We start from the raw sequence: 23054 nt of genomic DNA, 5'->3' as shown, positions 1-23054 counted from the left end.
AATGTTTCCAATATTTTTATATAAAATATAATTTCTTTGAAAGGAGGATTTTTATTTATGTGAAAATTTTTATCAGCTTTAAATTTAGTATGTATAATTTTTATTTCGGGATGTAGTAAAAATAGTAATATTTTAAATAAATATGATTTAAAGTTTGCTAGTATTCAAAATAGTTATGTTTTTAAATGGCCGGCTCTTGGTTTTGTTTGAAACACTGATGATAAATTAGATGATTTGCCTCAAGATGTTTCTGCTCTTACAATTCCTGAAGGTGGTAGTATGTCTGGTTATGTTTTTAATTTTTATAAAAAAAATATGACTAAAATTGTCAATGTTAATGGTGAATATGATAAATATTATATTGATAAAATTGTTAATGTAAAAATTACAATTTTAAAAGCTTCGGCTTTTGACAGACATGATAGGCGTGCTGGTTATATAATTACCTCATTTTCTGCCGAAATACCTAATAAAAAAAATTAGTAATTTAATAAATATTTTTGAAAATCGTATTTTTTGTAATGCGATTTTCTTAATTTAAGGAGTTTAAAAATGAAATATATTATTTCCCAAGCTGATTTAGCAGATTTAAAATCAAAAATCCAAAGTTGACTAAATGCTAATTGCCGTAATCCTTATTACTATAAAACTAAAAAACGCATTACTGCCTATTTAAATTTATGTACTTATTTTTATATGGAAAAAACTTCTTTAACAAAACTTATTAAAAAATATTTTAAAGGGGCGATAAAAACTTTTTATCGTTGGGCACAAAAAATTATGACCGCTTATTATTCTGATAATTTAGATTTGTTATTGTTTAAAACCACAAAACCACAAAATCTTAATTATCAATATAGTTTAAATTCTCGCAAAAAAGTATGTGATTTATATTTTGATTACAAGAATCTTCAAGCCGGCGGAATGTGGTCTTTATTTAACAATTTAAAAATTGGTTTTCACCATGTTGAAAATTCAAAAATTCCTAAAAATATCAAAACTTTTTATCGTTGAATTAAATCCGACCCTCGTTGAAAAGAATTAAAACAACAAATTAAACAAACAAAACGCCATTTTAAGCTTTATGAAGTCTCCGAGATTGGTCTTTTGCAAATGGATGCAAAAATCATTACCCCATCAAATTTTCCGGTTGATAAAAAATATTACATTTATGATTTCATTGACGAAATGACACGAATAGTATTTGGCTATGTTTATGATAGTTTAGGAACTAATAACGCGATTAATGCCATTCAAAGAGCAATGAAAGACTTTAGTGAACTTGGCATAACCATTAAACGCCTTCGTACTGATAATGCTCCGGAATTTACTACTACTAAATGAAGTAATAAAAAAGCATACAAAGTAAAAGAAAGGCCTTTTACAACCTTTCTTTCGGGGAACGGAATTCTCCACGAAGCCACACCAATTCGTTCGCCACAGAGTAACGGAAAAATTGAACGATTCCATCAGCATTAGACTTCTTGCGATACCTTTTTTATTAAAATATTCTTATAAAATATAATTTATGAGGATATCAAAATATGAACAATAATAAATTTAATACTCTTAATGATAAAGAATGGTTAAGATTAACAGGAATAAAAAAATCCACTTTTAATAAAATGTTAGATATTTTACAAGTAGCTGAAATAGAAAAATTTAAAAAAGGTGGTAAAACTAATAAATTATCACTAGAAAATAGATTATTGATGACTTTATCATATTGACGAGAATATCAGACTTATTTTCATCTTGGTAAAAATTTCGGAATTAGTGAAGCTAATTGTTATCGCAATATCAAATGAATTGAAGATATTTTAATTAAAAACTCTGATTTTCAACAACTTGCTGGTAAAAAAGCACTAATAAATGATTATTTTAATGATAAAATTATTATTATTGATGCTACCGAAACTCCAATCCAACGCCCAAAAAAAGACAAAAACAATCTTATTCTGGTAAAAAGAAAAAACACACCATTAAAACACAAGTAATTATCGAACAAGAAACCAGAAAAATTATTGCAACAAGTTTTTCACTTGGGAAAAAACATGATTATGCTTTATTTAAAGAATCAAAAATCCCAATTTTAAAAAATACCAAATTAATAGTTGATAGTGGTTATCAAGGAATACAAAAAATTCACAATAATGTTCTAATACATACAAAGAAAACAAAGAAAAACCATTTAAATAAAGCACAAAAACAACATAATAGACTAGTTTCAAAAATGAGAATTATTATTGAAAATATTTTTGCTATTCTTAAAAAATTTAAAATTATGACAGAAAAATATCGTAATCGTAGAAAAAGATTTGGTTTAAGATTTAATTTAATTGCCTCAATTTATAATTTGTAATTATTAATTTAACATAAAAGATTTATTTAAAATTAAAGAATTTAAATAACAAATTCATTTTTTGTTGTGGCAAAATATTAATTTTTTAGATAAAAGACATAATTAATTAAAATTATATTTTTCTATTACTGTCTTTTTACAAATATTTGTAATTTTTTTAATAGGTTATGCAAGAAGTCTATTGAAAAATGAAGAAACAAAATTACAAAAAATTAATAATATAGATGAGAAAATTAATAATATTTTAATTGATAATAAGAATAATATTTATTTTGCTACTGATAATGGAACATATATTTTATATTCAAAGAATAATTTAGAAAATATTGTTAATTTATATTTAAAAGACTTAATTATAGATGAAAATAAAACATACAAAGATTTAACTGAAATAATTTTAGGTTCTGAAATATTTAATAAATTTAAATTAGTTAATCCAAACATTAAGTTTTTTGATATGAATGAAAATGATATATCTGATAAACAACAAAATTTAGGTCAATTTCAAGTAAAAATTATAGCAAATGAAAATGATTTTTATTGAGAAGGAGAAACTAAATTAATTATTTTAAATTTTATCGATGAAATTACATTTTTAATTCAAGAAAATCAACACCTTAAAGAAACTTCTAATAAAATAAAATTAGATTTAGAATTAATGTATAAACAAATAGAAAAAAAGAAAAATTTATATAATGAAATGCAAATAAAAATATTTCAAAATTATGAAAAAATAATTGAATTACAAAATAAACAAATAATTAATTTAAAAGAACAATTAGTTAATAAAACTAATAAAGATAATCTCTTATTAGAAATAAAAGAAAAAATAGCAAAACTTTAATTCAAGAAAAATAAGTACAATTCAAAATAAATATAAATTATTTTGTTGAAAATTTTTGCAATGTTTGAAATGGTGTTTTAGTATTTAATGATGAATGAGGGCGTTAAAAATTATAAAAGTAATAATATTTGTTTAAATAATGTTGAAGTTCGTTTTGATTTAATTTTTTATCCTTAGAATAAAATAATTTGGTATAATGTTGATGAAACCGCTCGATTTTACCGTTGCTCTGTGGCGAACGAATCGGTGTGGTTTCGTGGACAATTCCGTTCCTTGAAAGAAAGGTTGTAAAATGCCTTTCTTTTACTTTGTAAGATTTTTTATTACTTCAGTTAGTAGTAGTAAATTCAGGAGCATTATCAGTTCTAATGCGTTTAACTGTTATTCCAAGTTCGTTAAAATCTTTCATTGCTCTTTGTACAGCATTAACCGCATTATTAGTTCCTAAACTATCATAAACATAACCAAATACTATGCGTGTCATTTCGTCAATGAAATCATAAATGTAATATTTTTTATCAACCGGAAAATTTGATGTAGTAATGATTTTGGCATCCATTTGTAAAAGACCGATATCGGATACTTCATAACGCTTAAAATGGCGTTTCGTTTGTTTGATTTGTTGTTTTAATTCTTTTCAACGAGGGTCAGATTTAATTCAACGATAAAAAGTTTTGATATTTTTAGGAACTTCTGAATTTTTAATATCGTGAAAACTGATTTTTAAATTATTAAATAAAGACCACATTCCACCAGCTTGAAGATTTTTGTAATCAAAATATAAATCACATAATTTTTCACGAGAATTTAAACTATATTGATAATTAAGATTTTGTGGTTTTGTAGTTTTAAACAATAACAAATCTAAATTATCAGAATAATAAGCGGTCATAATTTTTTCCGCCCAACGATAAAAGGTTTTCGTTGCATTCTTAAAATATTTTTTAATAAGTTTTATTAAAGTAGTTTCTTCAATATAGAAATAAGTACATAAATTTAAATATGCAGTAATGCGTTTTTTAGTTTTATAGTAATAAGGATTACGGCAATTAGCACTTAGTCAACTTTGTACTTTTGCTTTTAAATCTGCTAAGTCAGCTTGGGAAATAATATATTTCATTTTTTTAAACTCCTTAAATTAAGAAAATCGCATTGCAAAAAATACGATTTTCAAACATATTTATTAAAATTGCTAATTAATTAGGTATTTTTGCTAAAAATGAACTTATAAAATATTGTGGTTTATTTAATTGATATCTATCTAAATAAACAAATGACACTTTAATACTTTCAAGTTTAGGAATTACTCAGCCATAAGTAGTCAATATATCTTCAGATGGTTTTGGTTTATAAACACCTTCTCGTTTAAAAAAATCCTCTATAGGATTATTAATACTTTGATTTTGGATTAAAAAGCTTTTTTCAGACATATCATCTGGAAAACGAACACCTTCGTCATAAAAAGTTATTCTTCCAGCAGAGCCAAAACTCTCTACATTAAAAATGTATTATTTAAACTAGAAAATTGTAATTTTTTTTCATAAACATTACTTCTACACCCAAAAATAAACAGTACACATACTAAATTTAAAGCTGATAAAAATTTTCGCATAAAGAAAAATCCTCCTTTCAAAGGAATTATATTATAAAAAATATTGGCAATATTTAAGAGAACTTTTTTAATATCATTAATAAGATTGCTAATGGCACTACAAATTCAAATAACATCTGAAATGCCGGAATAACTTCAAACACTGGAAAGGCGGTTTTGGTAAAATTAATCGTTGTTTTGGCAATATCCGCAATGGGGCGAATTAAAAGATTAATCCCTGAAAGACCAAGCAATCAATTTAACATACTAACAGAAGCGTGCTGAATGCCACAAGATATCGCACTAAATAAACCTCAATAAGAACAATTGGGTGTCGGAATTAAGTCATCCATATTACCACTTATTCCACCGCCAATAAAAGCCGTTGAATTCAAAATGTTAAAATCGTATAAAGAATAATGATATTCAGTACTTTCATTTTTCTTTTTATATAGTGGAAAAGTTAGCGTAAAAATATTAATTCCATACATGACATCAACTTTAGCGTTGTAAAAATGCAATTTATTGCTAGTAACATTCCATAATTGGTTATCGTATGCTTTTAACACATTAAAATTTATTTGATAAGAACTTTTACCAGTTTTAAAATCATTAGCAATTTGTTTATCTTTAACAAAAAAATAGGAACGAAAAATCATATTCTTACTATTCTGCATTGTGGAATTAAAATTAATTAAATACTGTTTGGGATAAAAGGTAATTAAGGAGCGATAGAAAAAGCCCATTTGTAAAACATTTTTAGGAATTTCTTGCATTCCTTTGTAATCTAATTCTACATAAGTAGAAGTATCCATATCAAAACTTGCATAAAAGAATTGTACGAAAAAACCACCTAAAACTTTATAAATTTTATTAAATAAACCATTAATAAAATCAACAGTTAAATCTTTTTGATAATGAAGCATAAAATCTTTAAAATCAGTTTTTAATTTATCATCATAGCGTAAAAAATGGAAAGTATTACCATAATAATTAACTTGTCCAAAAAAAGTATTAATAAAATCTCCTCCAAAACTTGTTTGTGAGCCAGATTTTCAAAGTGATTTACCATTTTCTAAAAACTCATTATTACCCACAATACTACCGTGCTCAGTTTTTATAGTGATAACATCACCAAAACTAGAAAAGGAAAGTTTCCTAAAAATAACTTTTTCAATGAAACCTTGTGGATATGAATTTTTGCGACTTAAACTAAATTTACTATTTTTTTTAAAACCATTTAATTTTATTGACACTTCATTCATATATTTAAAATTATCGTCAAAGAAATTAAAAATAGGAACTCAATATAAGTAACTATAATTAAATTTATCAAAATCTCGGCGTTGTATCATCAAATAATCTAGTTTATCTTGAAACTGAGTATAATCATACTCACCATCATTTTTATTTATTTCCGTAGGTAACGGTTGCTCGTTATCTTTCTCTGGTTGTAGTGGCACTTTAGCTGAAAATAAACTTATAAAATATTGTGGTTTATTTAATTGATATCTATCTAAATAAACAAATGACACTTTAATACTTTCAAGTTTAGGAATTTCTCAGCCATAAGTAGTCAATATATCTTCAGATGGTTTTGGTTTATAAACACCTTCTCGTTTAAAAAAATCCTCTATAGGATTATTAATACTTTGATTTTCGATTAAAAAGCTTTTTTCAGACATATCATCTGGAAAACGAACACTTTCATCATAAAAAGTTATTCTTCCAGCAGAGCCAAAACTCTCTACATTAAAAAAAGTATTTTTAATACTAATAAACTCTAATTCACAATTATTTCCGCATTGACTAAGGTTTGAGGCTCGTTTTTGTCGTTTCATAAAGGAATGTTCCATATTAGGTTTTGGTGGTTGTTTTGTATCAAAGAAAGCCCCTAATGGAACCAAACCAATAAACATTATAAATAAATCAAGAAATAATCTTATGCATCTCATCACGCCTTAAAACTCTTTTTTATCGCTTTAAAAGCATCACAAAATTTATATTAGACTTCTTGCATAACCTATTAAAAAAATTACAAATATTTGTAAAAAGACAGTAATAGAAAAATATAATTTTAATTAATTATGTCTTTTATCTAAAAAATTAATATTTTGCCACAACAAAAAACGAATTTATTATTTAAATTCTTTAATTTTAAATAAATCTTTTATGTTAAATTAATAATTGCAAATTATAAATTGAGGCAATTAAATTAAATCTTAAACCAAATCTTTTTCTACGATTACGATATTTTTCTGTCATAATTTTAAATTTTTTAAGAATAGCAAAAATATTTTCAATAATAATTCTCATTTTTGAAACTAGTCTATTATGTTGTTTTTGTGCTTTATTTAAATGGTTTTTCTTTGTTTTCTTTGTAGGTATTAGAACATTATTGTGAATTTTTTGTATTCCTTGATAACCACTATCAACTATTAATTTGGTATTTTTTAAAATTGGGATTTTTGATTCTTTAAATAAAGCATAATCATGTTTTTTCCCAAGTGAAAAACTTGTTGCAATAATTTTTCTGGTTTCTTGTTCGATAATTACTTGTGTTTTAATGGTGTGTTTTTTCTTTTTACCAGAATAAGATTGTTTTTGTGTTTTTTTGGGCGTTGGATTGGAGTTTCGGTAGCATCAATAATAATAGTTTTATCATTAAAATAATCATTTATTAGTGCTTTTTTACCAGCAAGTTGTTGAAAATCAGAGTTTTTAATTAAAATATCTTCAATTCACTTGATATTGCGATAACAATTAGCTTCACTAATTCCGAAATTTTTACCAAGATGAAAATAAGTCTGATATTCTCGTCAATATGATAAAGTCATCAATAATCTATTTTCTAGTGATAATTTATTAGTTTTACCACCTTTTTTAAATTTTTCTATTTCAGCTACTTGTAAAATATCTAACATTTTATTAAAAGTGGATTTTTTTATTCCTGTTAATCTTAACCATTCTTTATCATTAAGAGTATTAAATTTATTATTGTTCATATTTTGATATCCTCATAAATTATATTTTATAAGAATATTTTAATAAAAAAGGTATCGCAAGAAGTCTATTGATTATGTTGTGGACATTCACAATTAACAACTTGCATTTGGTGCTTTCTAAAAACTTTATTAAAGTAATAACCCCTAATAATTAATTTATTAATACCAGTTATTAACAAATAAACGATTAATAATCAAAAATACACCTTAAAAACTACATTTTGGAAATCAAACAATATAAAATCTTTAAAAAACTCATCTGTGTTAGTTCGAATTTTTGTTAAAAACACTCAAATTATAACCATAACAGTATGAAATATAATAAAAAAATGCATAAAACCTAAAACGCTTTTAAATAATTTAATACTTAATATTTTCTTTAACATTTTCATTTTTTAACTCCTTAAAATTAAATATATTGTTGATAAAATACAAATCGTTCCTAAAATTTGAAAAATCGGATGTTGGGAAAATAACCTTATCATTGGTTTAAACAAATCTAAAATTTTAATATTATTTGATAGAACTTTATTAAAATATTCTAAACCCTCACGCACATAGGCTCATAAACCTAAAAAGTCGTTTAAAGCAAAAATGGAAAAAACAGCAACAAGAATAAATAATATTATTAATTTAAACATTTTCTAAAACCTACCTTTTTATTCGCCGTCCGTGCTGGTTAACTCACGGTCTATTTTTAGGGCTATTACCACTAAATTTCTTAATTGAACCACTAGATGATTGTTTCTTAGTTCCTCAATTAGCAACTGATTTTCGATATTTTTTACGAAAACCAACTTTTGGTCGTTCAATATGAATACCTAAAATACCACCAATTACAAGATTTATCACAAGCATAATTAGCGGAAAAATAATAATGCGAATATCTGTTCCGGGAATGGTTAAAGTTCAAATTAAATCAAAAACTTTATAAAACATATCGCCAATCAAACTAGCCATTTTTTCTAAGTTTTCCATTTTTTAAACTCCTTTACTTGTTTTTCTTCTTCAGATTATTTTTTAACTTAGTAAGTATCTTACTGAATTTTTCCATTTTTAAATATTCTAATGCTTCAATATCCATTACATTATCATTTCAAAATTTATGTTGATAATTATCATTCAAAGCACGATTACTTAATTCACGCAAGAATGATAAATATTTATTATCATAAAGGTTTAAAAATGACATCGGAATTTTTAATTTAAAGAAATAAATGTCTAATTCCGGAATGCTACGATACTTGATTTTGCGACCTTTTTTATCATTTTTTGCATTAATTAGCGTTAATCGTCATTGTTCGTATTCACTTACCGATTTAAAAGTGCCATAAATAACTTGTAAATAAGGACGAAAGATACTAACCGGTTTTTTTCTAATACCAACAATTATTGAATTCGCAATATCACGAACTTTAACTCATATATGTTCGGCTCTTTGTCCGCTCGCTAATACAATATGGGTGAATTGTCGAGCCGAAGCAAAATATTCTTGTAAACCTTGGGTTACTCTATCATTTTCTTTATAATCAGTACCTTCAAGAAATAAATTAGTTTCATCTCATAACAGTAAATGTTTTTTATCTAAAATTGGATAATTATAATCTAAAAGTGACATATGCCCTAATGAAAGCATTTGTTTATCTGTAATCGGAAAAGTAGAAATCGTTTTTCAACCACTTAATAAGTAAGAAGTTAAAACCATTAAAGCGGTTTTTCCAGTCCCTAAGGCACCAATGACTAAATTTAAAGGTGAATTTAATAAGAAATTAATAAAACTTCGACGAGCAAAGAAATGAGAAATTTTAGTATATAAAATATACAAAGCAATTAATAAATAAATAATATCAAATAACATTCGTCAACTTTGGGAATTATAATAATGCAAAATTGCACTATAGAATCACTCAATAATAAATAAAGTGCGATTTAAAGCGACAAAATCATATAATCTTAAATTTATTTTCTTAAACAATAGCATAACTTAAATCACACTTTCTTTATTTTTATTACTATCTGCCCGGCATTAATTTTTCAAACATTTTGAAAGCAATTAAAAATAAACCAATAATTACCCCAAGCAAGAAAACTCAATATGTAGCAAAGAAATTAACAACATTTGGCATATTACCACCAATAATATCAGTTCAAATATTACCAAACGCTTTAATTAATGCTTTTCATAAGTTAGTAACGGCTTGTTCACCAGTAATTGCTACCGGTGTTATTGCTCCATCAAGAAAAATTCTAAACATATAATCACCCCCTTTCTAAACAAAATATGATTTAACCTTATAAAATAAAATAATCATAAATAAGACAATAAATACTAATACCATTCAAAACGCAATATTTGCTATTAAAAGTCAAAGTAGTTCTTGGGTTAAATCAATTTCCTTACCAGAAACTCACGCCGGAATAACTTTAATTTGAATAAATAAATCTCAAAAATATAATTTTGTCATTTCTCAATCTAAATCTTTTCAAGCAACTAAAAACATAATAATTACCGCTTAAAAGGTCAAAAGAGTAGAAAAATAATTCCCGAGAAGAGCATTACAATTATTAAAATTGAAAACAAAAATACAACTTGGGGTGGTAAATCAGTAATTGGATAAATTAATTCAATTAACTCAATAATTATTTTTTTAAACATTTTCTAAACCTACTTTTTAATTTCTTTTTCATCTTGTTCTAATAAATTTCACTTAAACTTTGCAATAAATATTCGTTGTGCATAAGTAAAATCTTTTGGCAACTGTTTTGCTTCGCTGCCATATTTCTTTTTATCTTTAAAAAACCGATAAATATTAACCGCAATATAGTATGCTAGTAATAATGTTAAAATCGTAAAAAACACTAATCCAAAAATACTCATTTTTCTTTTCTCCTTAATTTTTTAATTTTTAATTCTTATTTTAAATTGCAATTTTTCTTTCATTTTTTAACTCCTAATGTTTCATTTTTCTTAGTTGGTTTCTAAATCTTAAACTTTCTAATGAAGCATAATTTGCACTTTCAAAGTCTATATAATTAATATTTTTAAATTCATAGATTGCTCCGCACATTTTGGTTTTAAAGTTATTAACTGTTGATTTTAAGTATTTTACAAATTCAGAATTTATAGTTCGATTAACAATATTAGACTTCTTGCATAACCTATTAAAAAAATTACAAATATTTGTAAAAAGACAGTAATAGAAAAATATAATTTTAATTAATTATGTCTTTTATCTAAAAAATTAATATTTTGCCACAACAAAAAACGAATTTATTATTTAAATTCTTTAATTTTAAATAAATCTTTTATGTTAAATTAATAATTGCAAATTATAAATTGAGGCAATTAAATTAAATCTTAAACCAAATCTTTTTCTATGATTACGATATTTTTCTGTCATAATTTTAAATTTTTTAAGAATAGCAAAAATATTTTCAATAATAATTCTCATTTTTGAAACTAGTCTATTATGTTGTTTTTGTGCTTTATTTAAATGGTTTTTCTTTGTTTTCTTTGTAGGTATTAGAACATTATTGTGAATTTTTTGTATTCCTTGATAACCACTATCAACTATTAATTTGGTATTTTTTAAAATTGGGATTTTTGATTCTTTAAATAAAGCATAATCATGTTTTTTCCCAAGTGAAAAACTTGTTGCAATAATTTTTCTGGTTTCTTGTTCGATAATTACTTGTGTTTTAATGGTGTGTTTTTTCTTTTTACCAGAATAAGATTGTTTTTGTCTTTTTTTGGGCGTTGGATTGGAGTTTCGATAGCATCAATAATAATAGTTTTATCATTAAAATAATCATTTATTAGTGCTTTTTTACCAGCAAGTTGTTGAAAATCAGAGTTTTTAATTAAAATATCTTCAATTCACTTGATATTGCGATAACAATTAGCTTCACTAATTCCGAAATTTTTATCAAGATGAAAATAAGTCTGATATTCTCGTCAATATGATAAAGTCATCAATAATCTATTTTCTAGTGATAATTTATTAGTTTTACCACCTTTTTTAAATTTTTCTATTTCAGCTACTTGTAAAATATCTAAAATTTTATTAAAAGTGGATTTTTTTATTCCTGTTAATCTTAACCATTCTTTATCATTAAGAGTATTAAATTTATTATTGTTCATATTTTGATATCCTCATAAATTATATTTTATAAGAATATTTTAATAAAAAAGGTATCGCAAGAAGTCTATTATTCAAAGTATCGGTAAATACTTGTTTTCTAGTAATGGGATTTTGACAGTTATATGAGAATTGATAAGCCTTGATATTTAAGTCATACTGGTTTAATGACTTTTCGTTCAGGACATTTTTAGTTATATATTTAGAGCAATATTTTACAACCATTTCATTAGTGTTTTCACGAACTCTAATATTTTTATTAATTCCATAAGGTCAAAATTGTAAAATAATTTTATGAGGTATTTTTTCGGTAATTAAAATATGAAAATGAATAACGCCTCGTTTCTGATATTCATAGGTATACAAATACTTAATATTTTTATTTTTAATTTTAAATCAGTATTTTAATTTTTTAAAAAATTTATTTAAATCACGCTTACATTTTCTAATATCAAATTCATTAACATCAGCATAAGTAAGAGTTAAGAATGTAAGTTTTTTACAGTCTCAAAAATTATGATATGCCTTCCGAATAACATTAGATTTTGCACGAATATTGCTATTAAGCAGTTTTGTATCACAATTACCCTTATTTTTTAAACCGCTAGCATTACGAATATTTGCTTTGATGCGTTCTAAAGGCATAACAATATTGCGAATATATTGACCGTAATAAAATGGTTTTCATATAAAAATCGGTCGGATTTTGAAGTTGTAAATTCATATTTTATGCTCCAGTTTTAGATTTTCGCCAGTTGTGTTATTTAATCAAGTAATAGTCGGCTTCGCCGACTAACCCGCTAGCGGGCGGGGCATACGCCTTCCGCACCGCTTCGCAGACCGAAGTGATTATCAATTAACTGGACAAGTTTTTTTGATTTTTTGATAATTCAATTTTTTGCAAGTTAACTATTTTGGGGGTTTTTTCAAAAGTTAATTCGCAACTAAAAAATGATTTAACGTTTTCTTTTAACAGTTTATAAATTTCTTGTTGTTCTAGATTGTTATCATCAATTCATAAAGCCTTTTGTTCCCCGGTAGGCTCAAATAAGTCATTTTCATAACGCAAAAATTCGGCAGAATAACCTGACATCATAGAGCCATCTTTATTTTTAAATATTTTTCTTTTTATACTAACTAATTTAACTTTAAACATTATTTTTTAAATTCCTTTTACTTTTATTTTTTAAAATTTTTTTAATATGATTAATAAATTTTTTCTCACAAGCAACATGCAAATATCGTTTATCACTAAATAGATGTAAACACCAGCGACATATTTTATAATCTATCGTTCCTTTCAAAATTTAAAAACCCTTTTCATCGCAAGAATTACAGATTCCAACTGTATTTTTATTACCAACAACATAACTTTCGTTGTCGCATTCAATACAAAATATTACTGCCAAAAGAAAACACCCCCTAAAAGTTTGTAGAAAACAAAATCTTGTCATATGTATATGATTTCTACATCATTATCAAAAGTATGTAATATACCATAGACTTATGACAAGAACAAGAGGATTTTTAAAAAAGGGATGGATTTATTTTTTATTTAAAATTTTTGTAAATAACGACAAATTCTAAGAAAATTTTTAAAAACAGTTTATAATTAAACTCCAAGGTAAAAGGATTGTAGATTGTTTCTTGGTAGAGAGGTTGTTGATTTTTGAATAAATTTTATTATTAATTAGGAAAAATTTATATAAAGGATTTGATTAATATGAAAAAATTACTAGGAATCTTAGGAACAATAACAATAGCCGGAAGCGGAATTTCTGGCATTGTTGGCAATGCCCCAACTTCAGCAAAAAACGAAATTAATTCTTTACAAACAAGTAGTAATAATTTAGAAAAATTAAATAGAAATAAGAGAGATATTAACTCTATATTTAAAACAGAAGCTGTAAATGTTGATTGAAATACAAAAGATTATTTTAAAAATTTATGTAATAAAGTTTTAAAATCTTTATTAAGTGTTGAAATTATATTATCTATTTCAGATTCAAGTAGTGATATTTCAGTTGTTTGTGATGCAAATTATTATGTTATAAATTCAAATAGTAATTATAATTTTTTTATTGTCCCCTTCAATATTGAGAGTCGAGGGACAATAGAATTAGTTTTTAGAGTAAGTGATTTTTATCTACAAGGATTTACATATAATACTGATTTTTATCGTTTTTCTGATTCTACAATAACAAATATACGGGGTCAAAATTCTTATAATTTAGGTTTTGATTCAAATTATAACACTATTGTCAGTGGTGATCCAACAATTAGTTGAACTGGAATAACTCAAGCTTTTAATGATTTATTTAATTATGGATCAGACGCTAGATATAGAAATAATAACAATATAATTAGAGCGGCTTTTGCTCGCGTTATTTTGGCAACAGCAGAAAGTATGCGTTTTAGAGAAGTACGAAGACTTATTCAAAATAATACTAATAATTATTGACAAACAAATTTCTATAATATTATAACAAATTGAGCTTCTACAACTCAGAATGCTATAAATTATTTAACAGAAAATGGAAATTTAAATAATTTTATAAGTAGAAATATAATTTTAATATTTTCTTCTGCTATGCTTGAACATTTGCATCAATGTAATAATAGAAATGCAAGAAGTACTGCTCAAAACAACTTAATGTGTTTTAATAAAAAAGAAACTTCTGAGAGTGATTGTCATGTTTTTGCCTCAAAAAATTACATTCCAATTTATGGAACTTATCATCAATTCGACTGTATTTTATTTAAAACAAATACTATAGAATTATAAAAATAATAATATTTGTTTAAATAATGTTGAAGTTCGTTTTGATTTAATTTTTTATCATTAGCATAAAATAATTTGATATAATGTTGATGAAAGCGTTCAATCTTTCCGTTAATCTGAGGAGAACGGATTGGTGTGGTTTCATGAACAATTCCGTTCCTCGAAAGAAAGGTTGTAAAAGACCTTTCTTTTACTTTGTACGATTTTTTATTACTTCAATTAGTAGTAGTAAATTCAGGAGCGTTGTCAGTACGAAGGCGTTTAATTGTTATACCAAGTTCGCCGAAATCTTTCATTGATCTATGCACGGCATTAAGGGCGTTATTGGTTCCTAAACTATCATAAACATAACCAAATACTATGCGTGTCATTTCGTCAATAAAATCATAAATATAATATTTTTTATCAACCGGAAAATTTGTTGTGGTAATGATTTTGGCATCCATTTGTAAAAGACCAATCTCAGAAACTTCATAACGCTTAAAATGGCGTTTTGTTTGTTTGATTTGTTGTTTTAATTCTTTTCAACGAGGGTCGGATTTAATTCAACGATAAAAAGTTTTGATATTTTTCGGAACTTCTGAATTTTTGACATCGTGAAAACCGATTTTTAAATTGTTAAATAAAGACCAGATTCCGCCAGCTTGAAGATTTTTATAATCAAAATATAAATCACATACTTTTTTGCGAGAATTTAAACTATATTGATAATTAAGATTTTGTGGTTTTGTAGTTTTAAACAATAACAAATCTAAATTGTCAGAATAATAAGCAGTCATAATTTTTTGTGCCCAACGATAAAAGGTTTTCGTTGCGTTTTTAAAATATTTTTTTATAAGTTTTGTTAAAATAGTTTCTTCCATATAAAAATAAGTGCATAAATTTAAATAGGCAGTGATGCGTTTTTTAGTTTTATAGTAATAGGGATTACGGCAATTAGCATTTAGTCAACTTTGGACTTTTGCTTTTAAATCTGCTAAATCAGCTTGGGAAATAATATATTTCATTTTTTAAACTCCTTAAATTAAGAAAACCGTATTACAAAAAATACGATTTTCAAGAATGGTTATTAAATTACTAAATTAATGAGGCATTTCTGCTGAGAAAAAGATTAAGTAATAAGGACTTAAATTTCTTAATTTAATTACAATATCAACTACTTTTGGAATAGTATAAATTTTTTTACTACCAATAGATTGAAAGGTTCCATATTTTTGAAAAAAATCTTTTATAGGTAGAAAAGCTTGACTATCCATAAAAAAAGGTAAACGATTAGGATAATTTTTATTTTGATTTTTAACATTATTAGGTAATTCAATATCAAATTTAGATAAATCAAAATAAACACCAGAATCAACAACAAGAGTAATGTTTAATAAACTAGAAAATTTCAATTCACAACTATTTCCACATTGAGTAGGATTTATGGCTCGTTTTTGTCGTTTCATAAATAATTGTTCCATATTAGGTTTTTGTGGTTGTTTTCTATCAAAGAAGGCACCTAGAGGGACTAAACCAATAAAAGCGATAATTAACCACGACATAAATTTATACATATCTATTTATCCTTTCTTTTGCCTTTAACTTCTTAAAATAAAGTATATTGTTGATAAAATACAAATCGTTCCTAAAATTTGGAAAATTGGATGTTGAGAAAATAACCTTATCATTGGTTTAAACAAATCTAAAATTTTAATATTTTTTGATAAAACTTTATTAAAATATTCTAAACCTTCACGCACATAGGCTCATAAACTTAAAAAGTCGTTTAAAGCAAAAATAGAAAAAACAGCAAAAAGAATAAATAAAATTATTAATTTAAACATTTTAAAAACCTACCTTTTTATTCGCTGCCCGTGTTGGTTAACTCACGGTCTGTTTTTAGAACTATTACCACTAAATTTCTTAATTGGGCCACTAGATGATTGTTTCTTAGCTCCTCAATTAGCAACTGATTTTCGATATTTTTTACGAAAACCAACTTTTGGTCGTTCAATATGAATACCTAAAATGCCACCAATTACAAGATTGATCACAAGCATAATTAGCGGAAAAATAATAATACGAATATCTGTTCCGGGAATGGTTAAAGTTCAAATTAAATCAAAAACTTTATAAAACATATCGCCAATCAAACTAGCCATTTTTTCTAAGTTTTCCATTTTTTAAACTCCTTTACTTGTTTTTCTTATTCAGATTATTTTTTAACTTAGTAAGTATCTTGCTGAATTTTTCCATTTTTAAATATTCTAATGCTTCAATATCCATTACATTATCATTTCAAAATTTATGTTGATAATTATCATTCAAAGCACGATTACTTAATTCACGCAAGAATGATAAATATTTATTATCGTAAAGGTTTAAAATTGACATCGGAATTTTCAATTTAAAGAAATAAATGTCTAATTCCGGAATACTACGATATTTAATTTTGCGACCTTTTTTATCATTTTTTGCATTAATTAAAGTTAATCGTCATTGTTCGTATTCGCTTACCGATTTAAAAGTGCCATAAATAACTTGTAAATAGGGTCGGAAAATACTAACTGGTTTTTTTCTAATCCCAACAATTATTGAATTCGCAATATCGCGAACTTTAACTCATATATGTTCGGCTCGTTGTCCGCTTGCTAATACGATATGGGTAAATTGGCGAGCCGAAGCGAAATATTCTTGTAAGCCTTGGGTTACCCTATCATTTTCTTTATAGTCAGTCCCTTCTAAAAATAAGTTGGTTTCATCTCATAACAGTAAATGTTTTTCATCTAAAATTGGATAATTATAATCCAATAAAGACATATTCCCTAATGAAAGCATTTGTTTATTGGTAATCGGAAAAGTAGAAATCGTTTTTCAACCACTTAATAAGTAAGAAGCTAAAATCATTAAAGCGGTTTTTCCAGTTCCTAAGGCACCAATGACTAAATTTAAGGGTGAATTTAATAAGAAATTAATAAAACTTCGACGAGCAAAGAAATGAGAAATTTTAGTATATAAAATATACAAAGCAATTAATAAATAAATAATATCAAATAGCATTCGTCAGCTCTGAGGATTATAATAATGCAAAACCGCACCATAGAATCACGCAATAATAAATAAAGTACGATTTAAAGCGACAAAATCATATAATCTTAAATTTATTTTTTTAAACAATAGCATCACTTAAATCACACTTTCTTTATTTTTATTACTATCTGCCGGGCATTAATTTTTCAAACATTTTGAAAGCGATTAAAAATAAACCAATAATCACACCAAGTAAGAAAACTCAATATGTAGCAAAGAAATTAACGACATTTGGCATATTACCACCAATAATATCGGTTCAAATATTACCGAAAGCTTTAATTAATGCTTTTCATAAGTTAGTAACCGCTTGTTCACCAGTAACAGCTACTGGCGTAACCACTTCTGTTAAGAAAGTTTTAATCATATAATCACCCCCTTTCTAAACAAAATATGATTTAACCTTATAAAATAAAATAACCATAAATAAGATAATGCATACTAATACCATTCAAAAGGCAATATTCGCTATTAAAAGTCAAAGTAGTTCTTTGGTTAAATCAATTTCTTTACCAGAAACTCAGGCCGGAATAATTTTAATTTGAATAAATAAATCTCAAAAATACAATTTTGTCATTTCTCAATCTAAATCTTTTCAAGCAACTAAAAACATAATAATTACCGCTTAAAAGGTCAAAAGAGTAGAAAAATAATGGCTGAGAAGAGCATTACAATTATTAAAATTGAAAACAAAAATACAACTTGGGGTGGTAAATCGGCAGTTGGATAAATTAATTCAATTAACTCAATAATTATTTTTTTAAACATTTTCTAAACCTACTTTTTAATTTCTTTTTCATCTTGTTCTAATAAATTTCGCTTAAACTTTGCAATAAATATTCGTTGTGCGTAAGTAAAATCTTTTGGTAGCTGTTTTGCTTCACTACCATATTTCTTTTTATCTTTAAAAAACCGATAAATATTAACCGCAATATAATATGCTAGTAATAATGTTAAAATCGTAAAAAACACTAATCCAAATATGCTCATCTTTCTTTTCTCCTTAATTTTTTAATTTTTAATTCTTATTTTAAATTGCAATTTTTCTTTCACTTTTTAAATCCTAGTGCTTCATTTTTCTTAGTTGATTTCTAAATCTTAAACTTTCTAACGAAGCATAATTTGCACTTTAAAATTCTATATAATTAATATTTTTAAATTCATAGATTGCTCCGCACATTTTAGTTTTAAAGTTATTAACTGTTGATTTTAAGTACTTTATAAATTCAGAATTTATGGTTCGATTAACAATATTATTCAAAGTATCGGTAAATATTTGTTTTCTAGTAATGGGGTTTTGACAGTTATAAGAGAATTGATAAGTCTTGATATTTAAGTCATATTGATTTAATGATTTTTCATTCAGAACATTTTTAGTTATATATTTGGAGCAATATTTTACAACCATTTCATTAGTGTTTTCACGAACTCTAATATTTTTATTAATGCCATAAGGTCAAAATTGTAATATAATTTTATGTGGTATTTTTTCGGTGATTAAAATATGAAAATGAATAAAGCCTCGTTTTTGATATTCGTAGGTATACAAATACTTAATATTTTTATTTTTAACTTTAAATCAATATTTTAATTTTTTAAAAAATTTATTTAAATCACGCTTACATTTTCTAATATCAAATTCATTAACATCAGCATAAGTAAGCGTTAAGAATGTAAGTTTCTTGCAGTCTCAAAAATTATGATATGCCTTCCGAATAACATTAGATTTTGCACGAATATTGCTATTAAGCAGTTTTGTATCACAATTACCTTTATTTTTAACTCCATTAGCATTACGAGTATTTGCTTTGATGCGTTCTAAAGGCATAACAATATTGCGAATATATTGACCGTAATAAATGGTTTTCATATAAAAATCAGTCGGATTTTGAGGTTGTAAATTCATATTTTATGCTCCCGTTTTAGATTTTCGCCAGTTGTGTTATTTAATCAAGTAATAGTCGGCTTCGCCGACTAACCCGCTAGCGGGCGGGGCATACGCCTTCCGCACCGCTTCGCAGACCGAAGTGATTATCAATTAACTGGACAAGTTTTTTTGATTTTTTGATAATTCAATTTTTTGCAAGTTAACTATTTTGGGGGTTTTTTCAAAAGTTAATTCGCAACTAAAAAATGATTTAACATTTTCTTTTAACAGTTTATAAATTTCTTGTTGTTCTAGATTGTTATCATCAATTCATAAACCCTTTTGTTCGCCGGTAGGCTCAAATAAGTCATTTTCATAACGCAAAAATTCGGCAGAATAACCTGACATCATAGAGCCATCTTTATTTTTAAATATTTTTCTTTTTATACTAACTAATTTAACTTTAAACATTATTTTTTAAATTCCTTTTACTTTTATTTTTTAAAATTTTTTTAATATGATTAATAATTTTTTTCTCACAAGCAACATGCAAATATCGTTTGTCACTAAATAGATGTAAACACCAGCGACATATTTTATAATCTATCGTTCCTTTCAAAATTTAAAAACCCTTTTCATCGCAAGAATTACAGATTCCAACTGTATTTTTATTACCAACGATATAACTTTCGTTGTCGCATTCAATACAAAATATTACCGCCAAAAGAAAACACCCCCTAAAAGTTTGTAGAAAACAAAATCTTGTCATATGTATATGGTTTCTACAGTTTCTACAAAAATATGTACTATAGCACAGACATATGTTAGTTTCAAGAGATTTTTAAAAGTTTATTTAAAAAATTGAATGAGGTGTCTTTTATTGTTCAATGATTCCTTTGAAAGTTATAAAAGTAATAATATTCATTTAAATATATTTGTAATTCATTAGTATTAAATCTTTTGATATCATCTAACAATAATAAATTATTATAATTCTTATGAAATCTTTCTATTTTACCATTACTTTGTGGTGACCTTATTGGAGTAGTTTCGTGTATTATTTTATTATCTTTTAAATATTTACTAAAAGGTCTTTCTTTTATCTTATATTCATTTTTATTACTTCAATTAGTAGTAGTAAATTCAGGAGCATTATCAGTTCTAATTCGTTTAACTTCTATTCCAAACTTTTTAAAATCATATATTGCTCTTTGCACAGCATTAATAGCGTTATTAGTTCCTAAACTATCATAAACATAACCAAATACTATGCGTGTCATTTCGTCAATAAAATCATAGACATACATATTTTTTTCTACCGGATATTTTAACTTGGAAAAGTGTTTAGCATCCATTTGTATTAATCCGATTTCTTTTACTTCATAACGATGATAATAACGCTTGTTTTCCTTAATTTTTTGTTTAATTTTATCATAGCGAGGGTCATTTTTAATTCAACGATAAAATGTTCTGATATTTCTTGGTAAATCATATTTATGGGCGTCATGCTCGCCTCTAAGGAGATTATTATATAATGACCAAACACCACCAGCTTTGATATTTTTGTATTTGTAAAATAAATCACATACTTTTTTACGACTCTTAATGTTAAATTGATAATGGGGGTTTAATGGTTTTGTTGATTTAATTATTAAATTATCAAAATTATTTGCATAATAACCATTAATAATTTTTTTAGCTCAACGATAAAAAGTTATATCAATATTGTGAAAGTGTTTTTTAACTAATGATTTTAAAGTATTTTTTTCAGTATGAAATTGTTTGCATAGGTTTAAATAACTGTTAATTCGTTTTTTAGTTTTATGATAGTTTTTATCTCGGTAAAAACTTTTTAATCAGCATTGTAAGCGTGCTTCTAAATCTGGTAATTGGTTTTCAGCGATAATATATTTCATTGTTTATAACCCTGCTTTCTATTTAATTGTTTTTGTTAATTTAATTTGATTATAATCAACCGTTACTTGTAAATTTATCAAGTTTTTTCATATTTAATGACCTAAGAAAGTAGAAATTTTTATTTGTTGGTATATAATGAAATTCCAATCCAAAGAGACTGTAGATTAATTTTTGGAGAAAGGAAAAGGTGTTGTTAATTTTATTAATTAGTAAAAATTCATGAAAGGGATTTAAATTAATATGAAAAAACTTTTAGCATTATTAGGAATAATAACCATAGCGGGAAGCGGAATATCAGGCATTGTTGGAAACGCTACGGCTTCAGAAATTAAAAGTAAAATTAATTATTCACAAACAAATAATTTAGAAAATTTAAATAGAGTACAAAGAAATATATGTAATAATTCTTATATTGAAAAATTCACCAATATAGAATCTAATATTAGAAATATTGCCGTTGATAGTAAAGGAAATATTTATTTTAGTAAAAGTGACAGTAATGATGTTAATTATAATATTTATGTTTTAAAGCAAGGCGAAACAACAGAAACTAAAATTATGGGAATACCAAATACAAATATTAATTCAATAGTTGTTGATAATAATGATAATATATATATTGCAACTGGTTTACTTTATAATTTTGATGGTAATGTTTATATTTTAAAAGAAGATGAAACAACAGCAACCAAAATAAATGGTATAAATGAAAAGCGTGTTACCTCGATTATAATAAACAATAATGATATTTATTTTGGAACAAGTAGTGGTCATATTTATGTATTGAAAAATGGAACAACCGTGCCTGAGCAAATAAATTTTAAACAAATTTTTACAAATTCTGATGATGTTAATACTCTAGCTATTAATAAAAAAGGTGATATTTATTTTGGAATATATCAAAATGGTGGTAATAATAATGGAGTATATGTTTTAAAACAAGGAGCAAATGAAGTTCAAAAATTTACACAAATAGATAGACGAGATATTAATGCAATAGTTGTTGATAACAATGATAATATGTATTTTGGTACAGATTATTTTACTTACTTATTAAAAAGTAATACAGAATTTACAAAAATATATAGAATACAAGGTAATAGAAATATATTAATTGATAATAAAAACAATGTTTATTTTGTTAATTATAATAACATTTATTTATTGTCAAAAAATAAAATAAAATCTTTAACACCAACTGTTAGAAAAATTGATACATTAGAAGGCATTGATATTTGAAATAGTTTTATTGATAAAATCACTAATAAAATTTATTTTGCAACTTCTAAAGGGCCCTATATATTTGAAAAATAGATAAAAATAATATGAAAAAATTATTATCAATTTTATGGAGCAATCAATTTAACAACAAGTATAAAAAATTTAATTTCTTGATTTCTTGTAAAAATAAAAAAAATATAAAGAAGAATTAAAATGAAAAAGTTGCTTAGTTGCTTAGTTGTTTAGGGGTATTG

33 protein-coding genes are annotated in these 23054 nt (G+C 25.1%); 7 read left to right on the top strand and 26 right to left on the bottom strand.

Going from position 1 to position 23054, the window contains the following annotated elements; translation table 4 throughout:
• Positions 1 to 57: 57 nt before the first annotated feature.
• The 5 genes from AACK86_RS05645 to AACK86_RS05630 all read left to right on the top strand — a co-directional run bounded on the left by AACK86_RS05645 (position 58) and on the right by AACK86_RS05630 (position 3206).
• Complete coding sequence (locus tag AACK86_RS05645; protein WP_338981806.1) at positions 58 to 483, top strand: hypothetical protein; 426 nt, start codon at positions 58 to 60, stop codon at positions 481 to 483.
• Between the two features lie 69 nt (positions 484 to 552).
• A complete protein-coding gene (locus AACK86_RS05640; protein ID WP_338981805.1) occupies positions 553 to 1479 on the top strand; it encodes a DDE-type integrase/transposase/recombinase in 927 nt (308 codons plus the stop codon).
• A 65-nt stretch (positions 1480 to 1544) separates the two neighbouring features.
• Positions 1545 to 1997 carry a transposase family protein gene (locus AACK86_RS07980; protein WP_422398236.1) on the top strand — a complete coding sequence of 151 codons (453 nt, stop codon included), beginning with the start codon at positions 1545 to 1547 and terminating at the stop codon, positions 1995 to 1997.
• Positions 1982 to 2362 carry a transposase gene (locus AACK86_RS07975; protein WP_422398384.1) on the top strand — a complete coding sequence of 127 codons (381 nt, stop codon included), beginning with the start codon at positions 1982 to 1984 and terminating at the stop codon, positions 2360 to 2362. Before AACK86_RS07980 ends, AACK86_RS07975 begins: the two co-directional genes overlap by 16 nt.
• 181 nt (positions 2363 to 2543) lie before the next feature.
• Entirely contained in the window at positions 2544 to 3206 is a 663-nt protein-coding gene (locus AACK86_RS05630) for a hypothetical protein (protein ID WP_338981803.1), read from the top strand.
• A 103-nt stretch (positions 3207 to 3309) separates the two neighbouring features.
• Here AACK86_RS05630 and AACK86_RS05625 read toward each other — a convergent pair whose 3' ends face one another.
• From AACK86_RS05625 to AACK86_RS05565, 15 genes are all read right to left on the bottom strand, one after another.
• Positions 3310 to 4326, bottom strand: coding sequence for a DDE-type integrase/transposase/recombinase (locus tag AACK86_RS05625; RefSeq protein ID WP_338981802.1), 1017 nt, complete (start codon positions 4324 to 4326; stop codon positions 3310 to 3312).
• A gap of 76 nt (positions 4327 to 4402) precedes the next feature.
• Positions 4403 to 4636: a hypothetical protein gene (locus AACK86_RS05620; RefSeq protein ID WP_338981801.1), complete on the bottom strand. Its 234-nt coding sequence runs from the start codon at positions 4634 to 4636 to the stop codon at positions 4403 to 4405.
• Between the two features lie 235 nt (positions 4637 to 4871).
• Positions 4872 to 6755, bottom strand: a complete 1884-nt coding sequence (locus AACK86_RS05615; RefSeq protein ID WP_338981800.1) for a hypothetical protein — start codon at positions 6753 to 6755, stop codon at positions 4872 to 4874.
• A 217-nt stretch (positions 6756 to 6972) separates the two neighbouring features.
• Positions 6973 to 7365, bottom strand: a complete 393-nt coding sequence (locus AACK86_RS07970) for a transposase family protein (protein ID WP_422398306.1) — start codon at positions 7363 to 7365, stop codon at positions 6973 to 6975.
• A complete protein-coding gene (locus AACK86_RS07965; RefSeq protein WP_422398235.1) occupies positions 7350 to 7802 on the bottom strand; it encodes a transposase family protein in 453 nt (150 codons plus the stop codon). Before AACK86_RS07965 ends, AACK86_RS07970 begins: the two co-directional genes overlap by 16 nt.
• A gap of 395 nt (positions 7803 to 8197) precedes the next feature.
• Positions 8198 to 8443 (bottom strand): hypothetical protein, encoded by a 246-nt coding sequence (locus tag AACK86_RS05605; protein WP_338967003.1) that lies wholly within the window; start codon positions 8441 to 8443, stop codon positions 8198 to 8200.
• A 10-nt stretch (positions 8444 to 8453) separates the two neighbouring features.
• Entirely contained in the window at positions 8454 to 8780 is a 327-nt protein-coding gene (locus AACK86_RS05600; RefSeq protein ID WP_338981798.1) for a hypothetical protein, read from the bottom strand.
• A 13-nt stretch (positions 8781 to 8793) separates the two neighbouring features.
• Positions 8794 to 9783, bottom strand: coding sequence for a hypothetical protein (locus AACK86_RS05595; protein WP_338981797.1), 990 nt, complete (start codon positions 9781 to 9783; stop codon positions 8794 to 8796).
• 31 nt (positions 9784 to 9814) lie between these two features.
• Positions 9815 to 10057 (bottom strand): hypothetical protein, encoded by a 243-nt coding sequence (locus tag AACK86_RS05590; protein WP_338981349.1) that lies wholly within the window; start codon positions 10055 to 10057, stop codon positions 9815 to 9817.
• A gap of 15 nt (positions 10058 to 10072) precedes the next feature.
• The gene (locus AACK86_RS05585; protein WP_338981796.1) at positions 10073 to 10303 is read right to left on the bottom strand and encodes a hypothetical protein; all 231 of its coding nucleotides are present in this window, start codon (positions 10301 to 10303) and stop codon (positions 10073 to 10075) included.
• A gap of 164 nt (positions 10304 to 10467) precedes the next feature.
• Positions 10468 to 10680, bottom strand: a complete 213-nt coding sequence (locus tag AACK86_RS05580) for a hypothetical protein (RefSeq protein ID WP_338981347.1) — start codon at positions 10678 to 10680, stop codon at positions 10468 to 10470.
• A 433-nt stretch (positions 10681 to 11113) separates the two neighbouring features.
• On the bottom strand, positions 11114 to 11506 hold the full coding sequence (locus AACK86_RS07960; protein ID WP_422398383.1) for a transposase family protein: 393 nt from the start codon (positions 11504 to 11506) through the stop codon (positions 11114 to 11116).
• Positions 11491 to 11943, bottom strand: a complete 453-nt coding sequence (locus AACK86_RS07955) for a helix-turn-helix domain-containing protein (protein WP_422398234.1) — start codon at positions 11941 to 11943, stop codon at positions 11491 to 11493. The genes AACK86_RS07960 and AACK86_RS07955 overlap by 16 nt, the downstream gene beginning before the upstream one ends.
• 19 nt (positions 11944 to 11962) lie before the next feature.
• Entirely contained in the window at positions 11963 to 12586 is a 624-nt protein-coding gene (locus AACK86_RS05570) for a rolling circle replication-associated protein (protein ID WP_338981794.1), read from the bottom strand.
• 211 nt (positions 12587 to 12797) lie between these two features.
• A complete protein-coding gene (locus AACK86_RS05565) occupies positions 12798 to 13097 on the bottom strand; it encodes a hypothetical protein (RefSeq protein WP_338966992.1) in 300 nt (99 codons plus the stop codon).
• A 567-nt stretch (positions 13098 to 13664) separates the two neighbouring features.
• On the opposite strand from AACK86_RS05565, the gene AACK86_RS05560 reads away from it, so the two are divergent.
• Positions 13665 to 14726 carry a ribosome-inactivating family protein gene (locus AACK86_RS05560; protein WP_338981793.1) on the top strand — a complete coding sequence of 354 codons (1062 nt, stop codon included), beginning with the start codon at positions 13665 to 13667 and terminating at the stop codon, positions 14724 to 14726.
• Here AACK86_RS05560 and AACK86_RS05555 read toward each other — a convergent pair.
• From AACK86_RS05555 to AACK86_RS05505, 11 genes are all read right to left on the bottom strand, one after another.
• Positions 14675 to 15730: a DDE-type integrase/transposase/recombinase gene (locus tag AACK86_RS05555; protein WP_338981792.1), complete on the bottom strand. Its 1056-nt coding sequence runs from the start codon at positions 15728 to 15730 to the stop codon at positions 14675 to 14677. The genes AACK86_RS05560 and AACK86_RS05555 overlap by 52 nt on opposite strands.
• A gap of 75 nt (positions 15731 to 15805) precedes the next feature.
• On the bottom strand, positions 15806 to 16267 hold the full coding sequence (locus AACK86_RS05550) for a hypothetical protein (protein ID WP_338981791.1): 462 nt from the start codon (positions 16265 to 16267) through the stop codon (positions 15806 to 15808).
• Between the two features lie 36 nt (positions 16268 to 16303).
• Positions 16304 to 16549, bottom strand: a complete 246-nt coding sequence (locus AACK86_RS05545; protein ID WP_338981790.1) for a hypothetical protein — start codon at positions 16547 to 16549, stop codon at positions 16304 to 16306.
• A gap of 9 nt (positions 16550 to 16558) precedes the next feature.
• Complete coding sequence (locus AACK86_RS05540; RefSeq protein ID WP_338981789.1) at positions 16559 to 16885, bottom strand: hypothetical protein; 327 nt, start codon at positions 16883 to 16885, stop codon at positions 16559 to 16561.
• A 13-nt stretch (positions 16886 to 16898) separates the two neighbouring features.
• Entirely contained in the window at positions 16899 to 17888 is a 990-nt protein-coding gene (locus AACK86_RS05535; RefSeq protein ID WP_338981788.1) for a hypothetical protein, read from the bottom strand.
• A 31-nt stretch (positions 17889 to 17919) separates the two neighbouring features.
• A complete protein-coding gene (locus AACK86_RS05530; protein ID WP_338981787.1) occupies positions 17920 to 18162 on the bottom strand; it encodes a hypothetical protein in 243 nt (80 codons plus the stop codon).
• Positions 18163 to 18177: 15 nt separating this feature from the next.
• The gene (locus tag AACK86_RS05525) at positions 18178 to 18408 is read right to left on the bottom strand and encodes a hypothetical protein (RefSeq protein WP_338981786.1); all 231 of its coding nucleotides are present in this window, start codon (positions 18406 to 18408) and stop codon (positions 18178 to 18180) included.
• 164 nt (positions 18409 to 18572) lie between these two features.
• Positions 18573 to 18785: a hypothetical protein gene (locus AACK86_RS05520; RefSeq protein WP_215826178.1), complete on the bottom strand. Its 213-nt coding sequence runs from the start codon at positions 18783 to 18785 to the stop codon at positions 18573 to 18575.
• Between the two features lie 139 nt (positions 18786 to 18924).
• Complete coding sequence (locus AACK86_RS05515; protein WP_338981785.1) at positions 18925 to 19701, bottom strand: rolling circle replication-associated protein; 777 nt, start codon at positions 19699 to 19701, stop codon at positions 18925 to 18927.
• A 132-nt stretch (positions 19702 to 19833) separates the two neighbouring features.
• The gene (locus AACK86_RS05510) at positions 19834 to 20133 is read right to left on the bottom strand and encodes a hypothetical protein (protein WP_338981784.1); all 300 of its coding nucleotides are present in this window, start codon (positions 20131 to 20133) and stop codon (positions 19834 to 19836) included.
• Positions 20134 to 20486: 353 nt separating this feature from the next.
• Entirely contained in the window at positions 20487 to 21578 is a 1092-nt protein-coding gene (locus AACK86_RS05505) for a DDE-type integrase/transposase/recombinase (protein WP_338981783.1), read from the bottom strand.
• 241 nt (positions 21579 to 21819) lie between these two features.
• On the opposite strand from AACK86_RS05505, the gene AACK86_RS05500 reads away from it, so the two are divergent.
• On the top strand, positions 21820 to 22893 hold the full coding sequence (locus AACK86_RS05500) for a two-component regulator propeller domain-containing protein (protein WP_338981782.1): 1074 nt from the start codon (positions 21820 to 21822) through the stop codon (positions 22891 to 22893).
• Positions 22894 to 23054 lie beyond the last annotated feature (161 nt).

The sequence above is a fragment of the Spiroplasma endosymbiont of Eupeodes luniger genome (assembly GCF_964019525.1).
Taxonomy (GTDB): domain Bacteria; phylum Bacillota_I; class Bacilli_A; order Mycoplasmatales; family Nriv7; genus Nriv7.
This window is presented reverse-complemented; position numbering and strand designations above follow the sequence as displayed.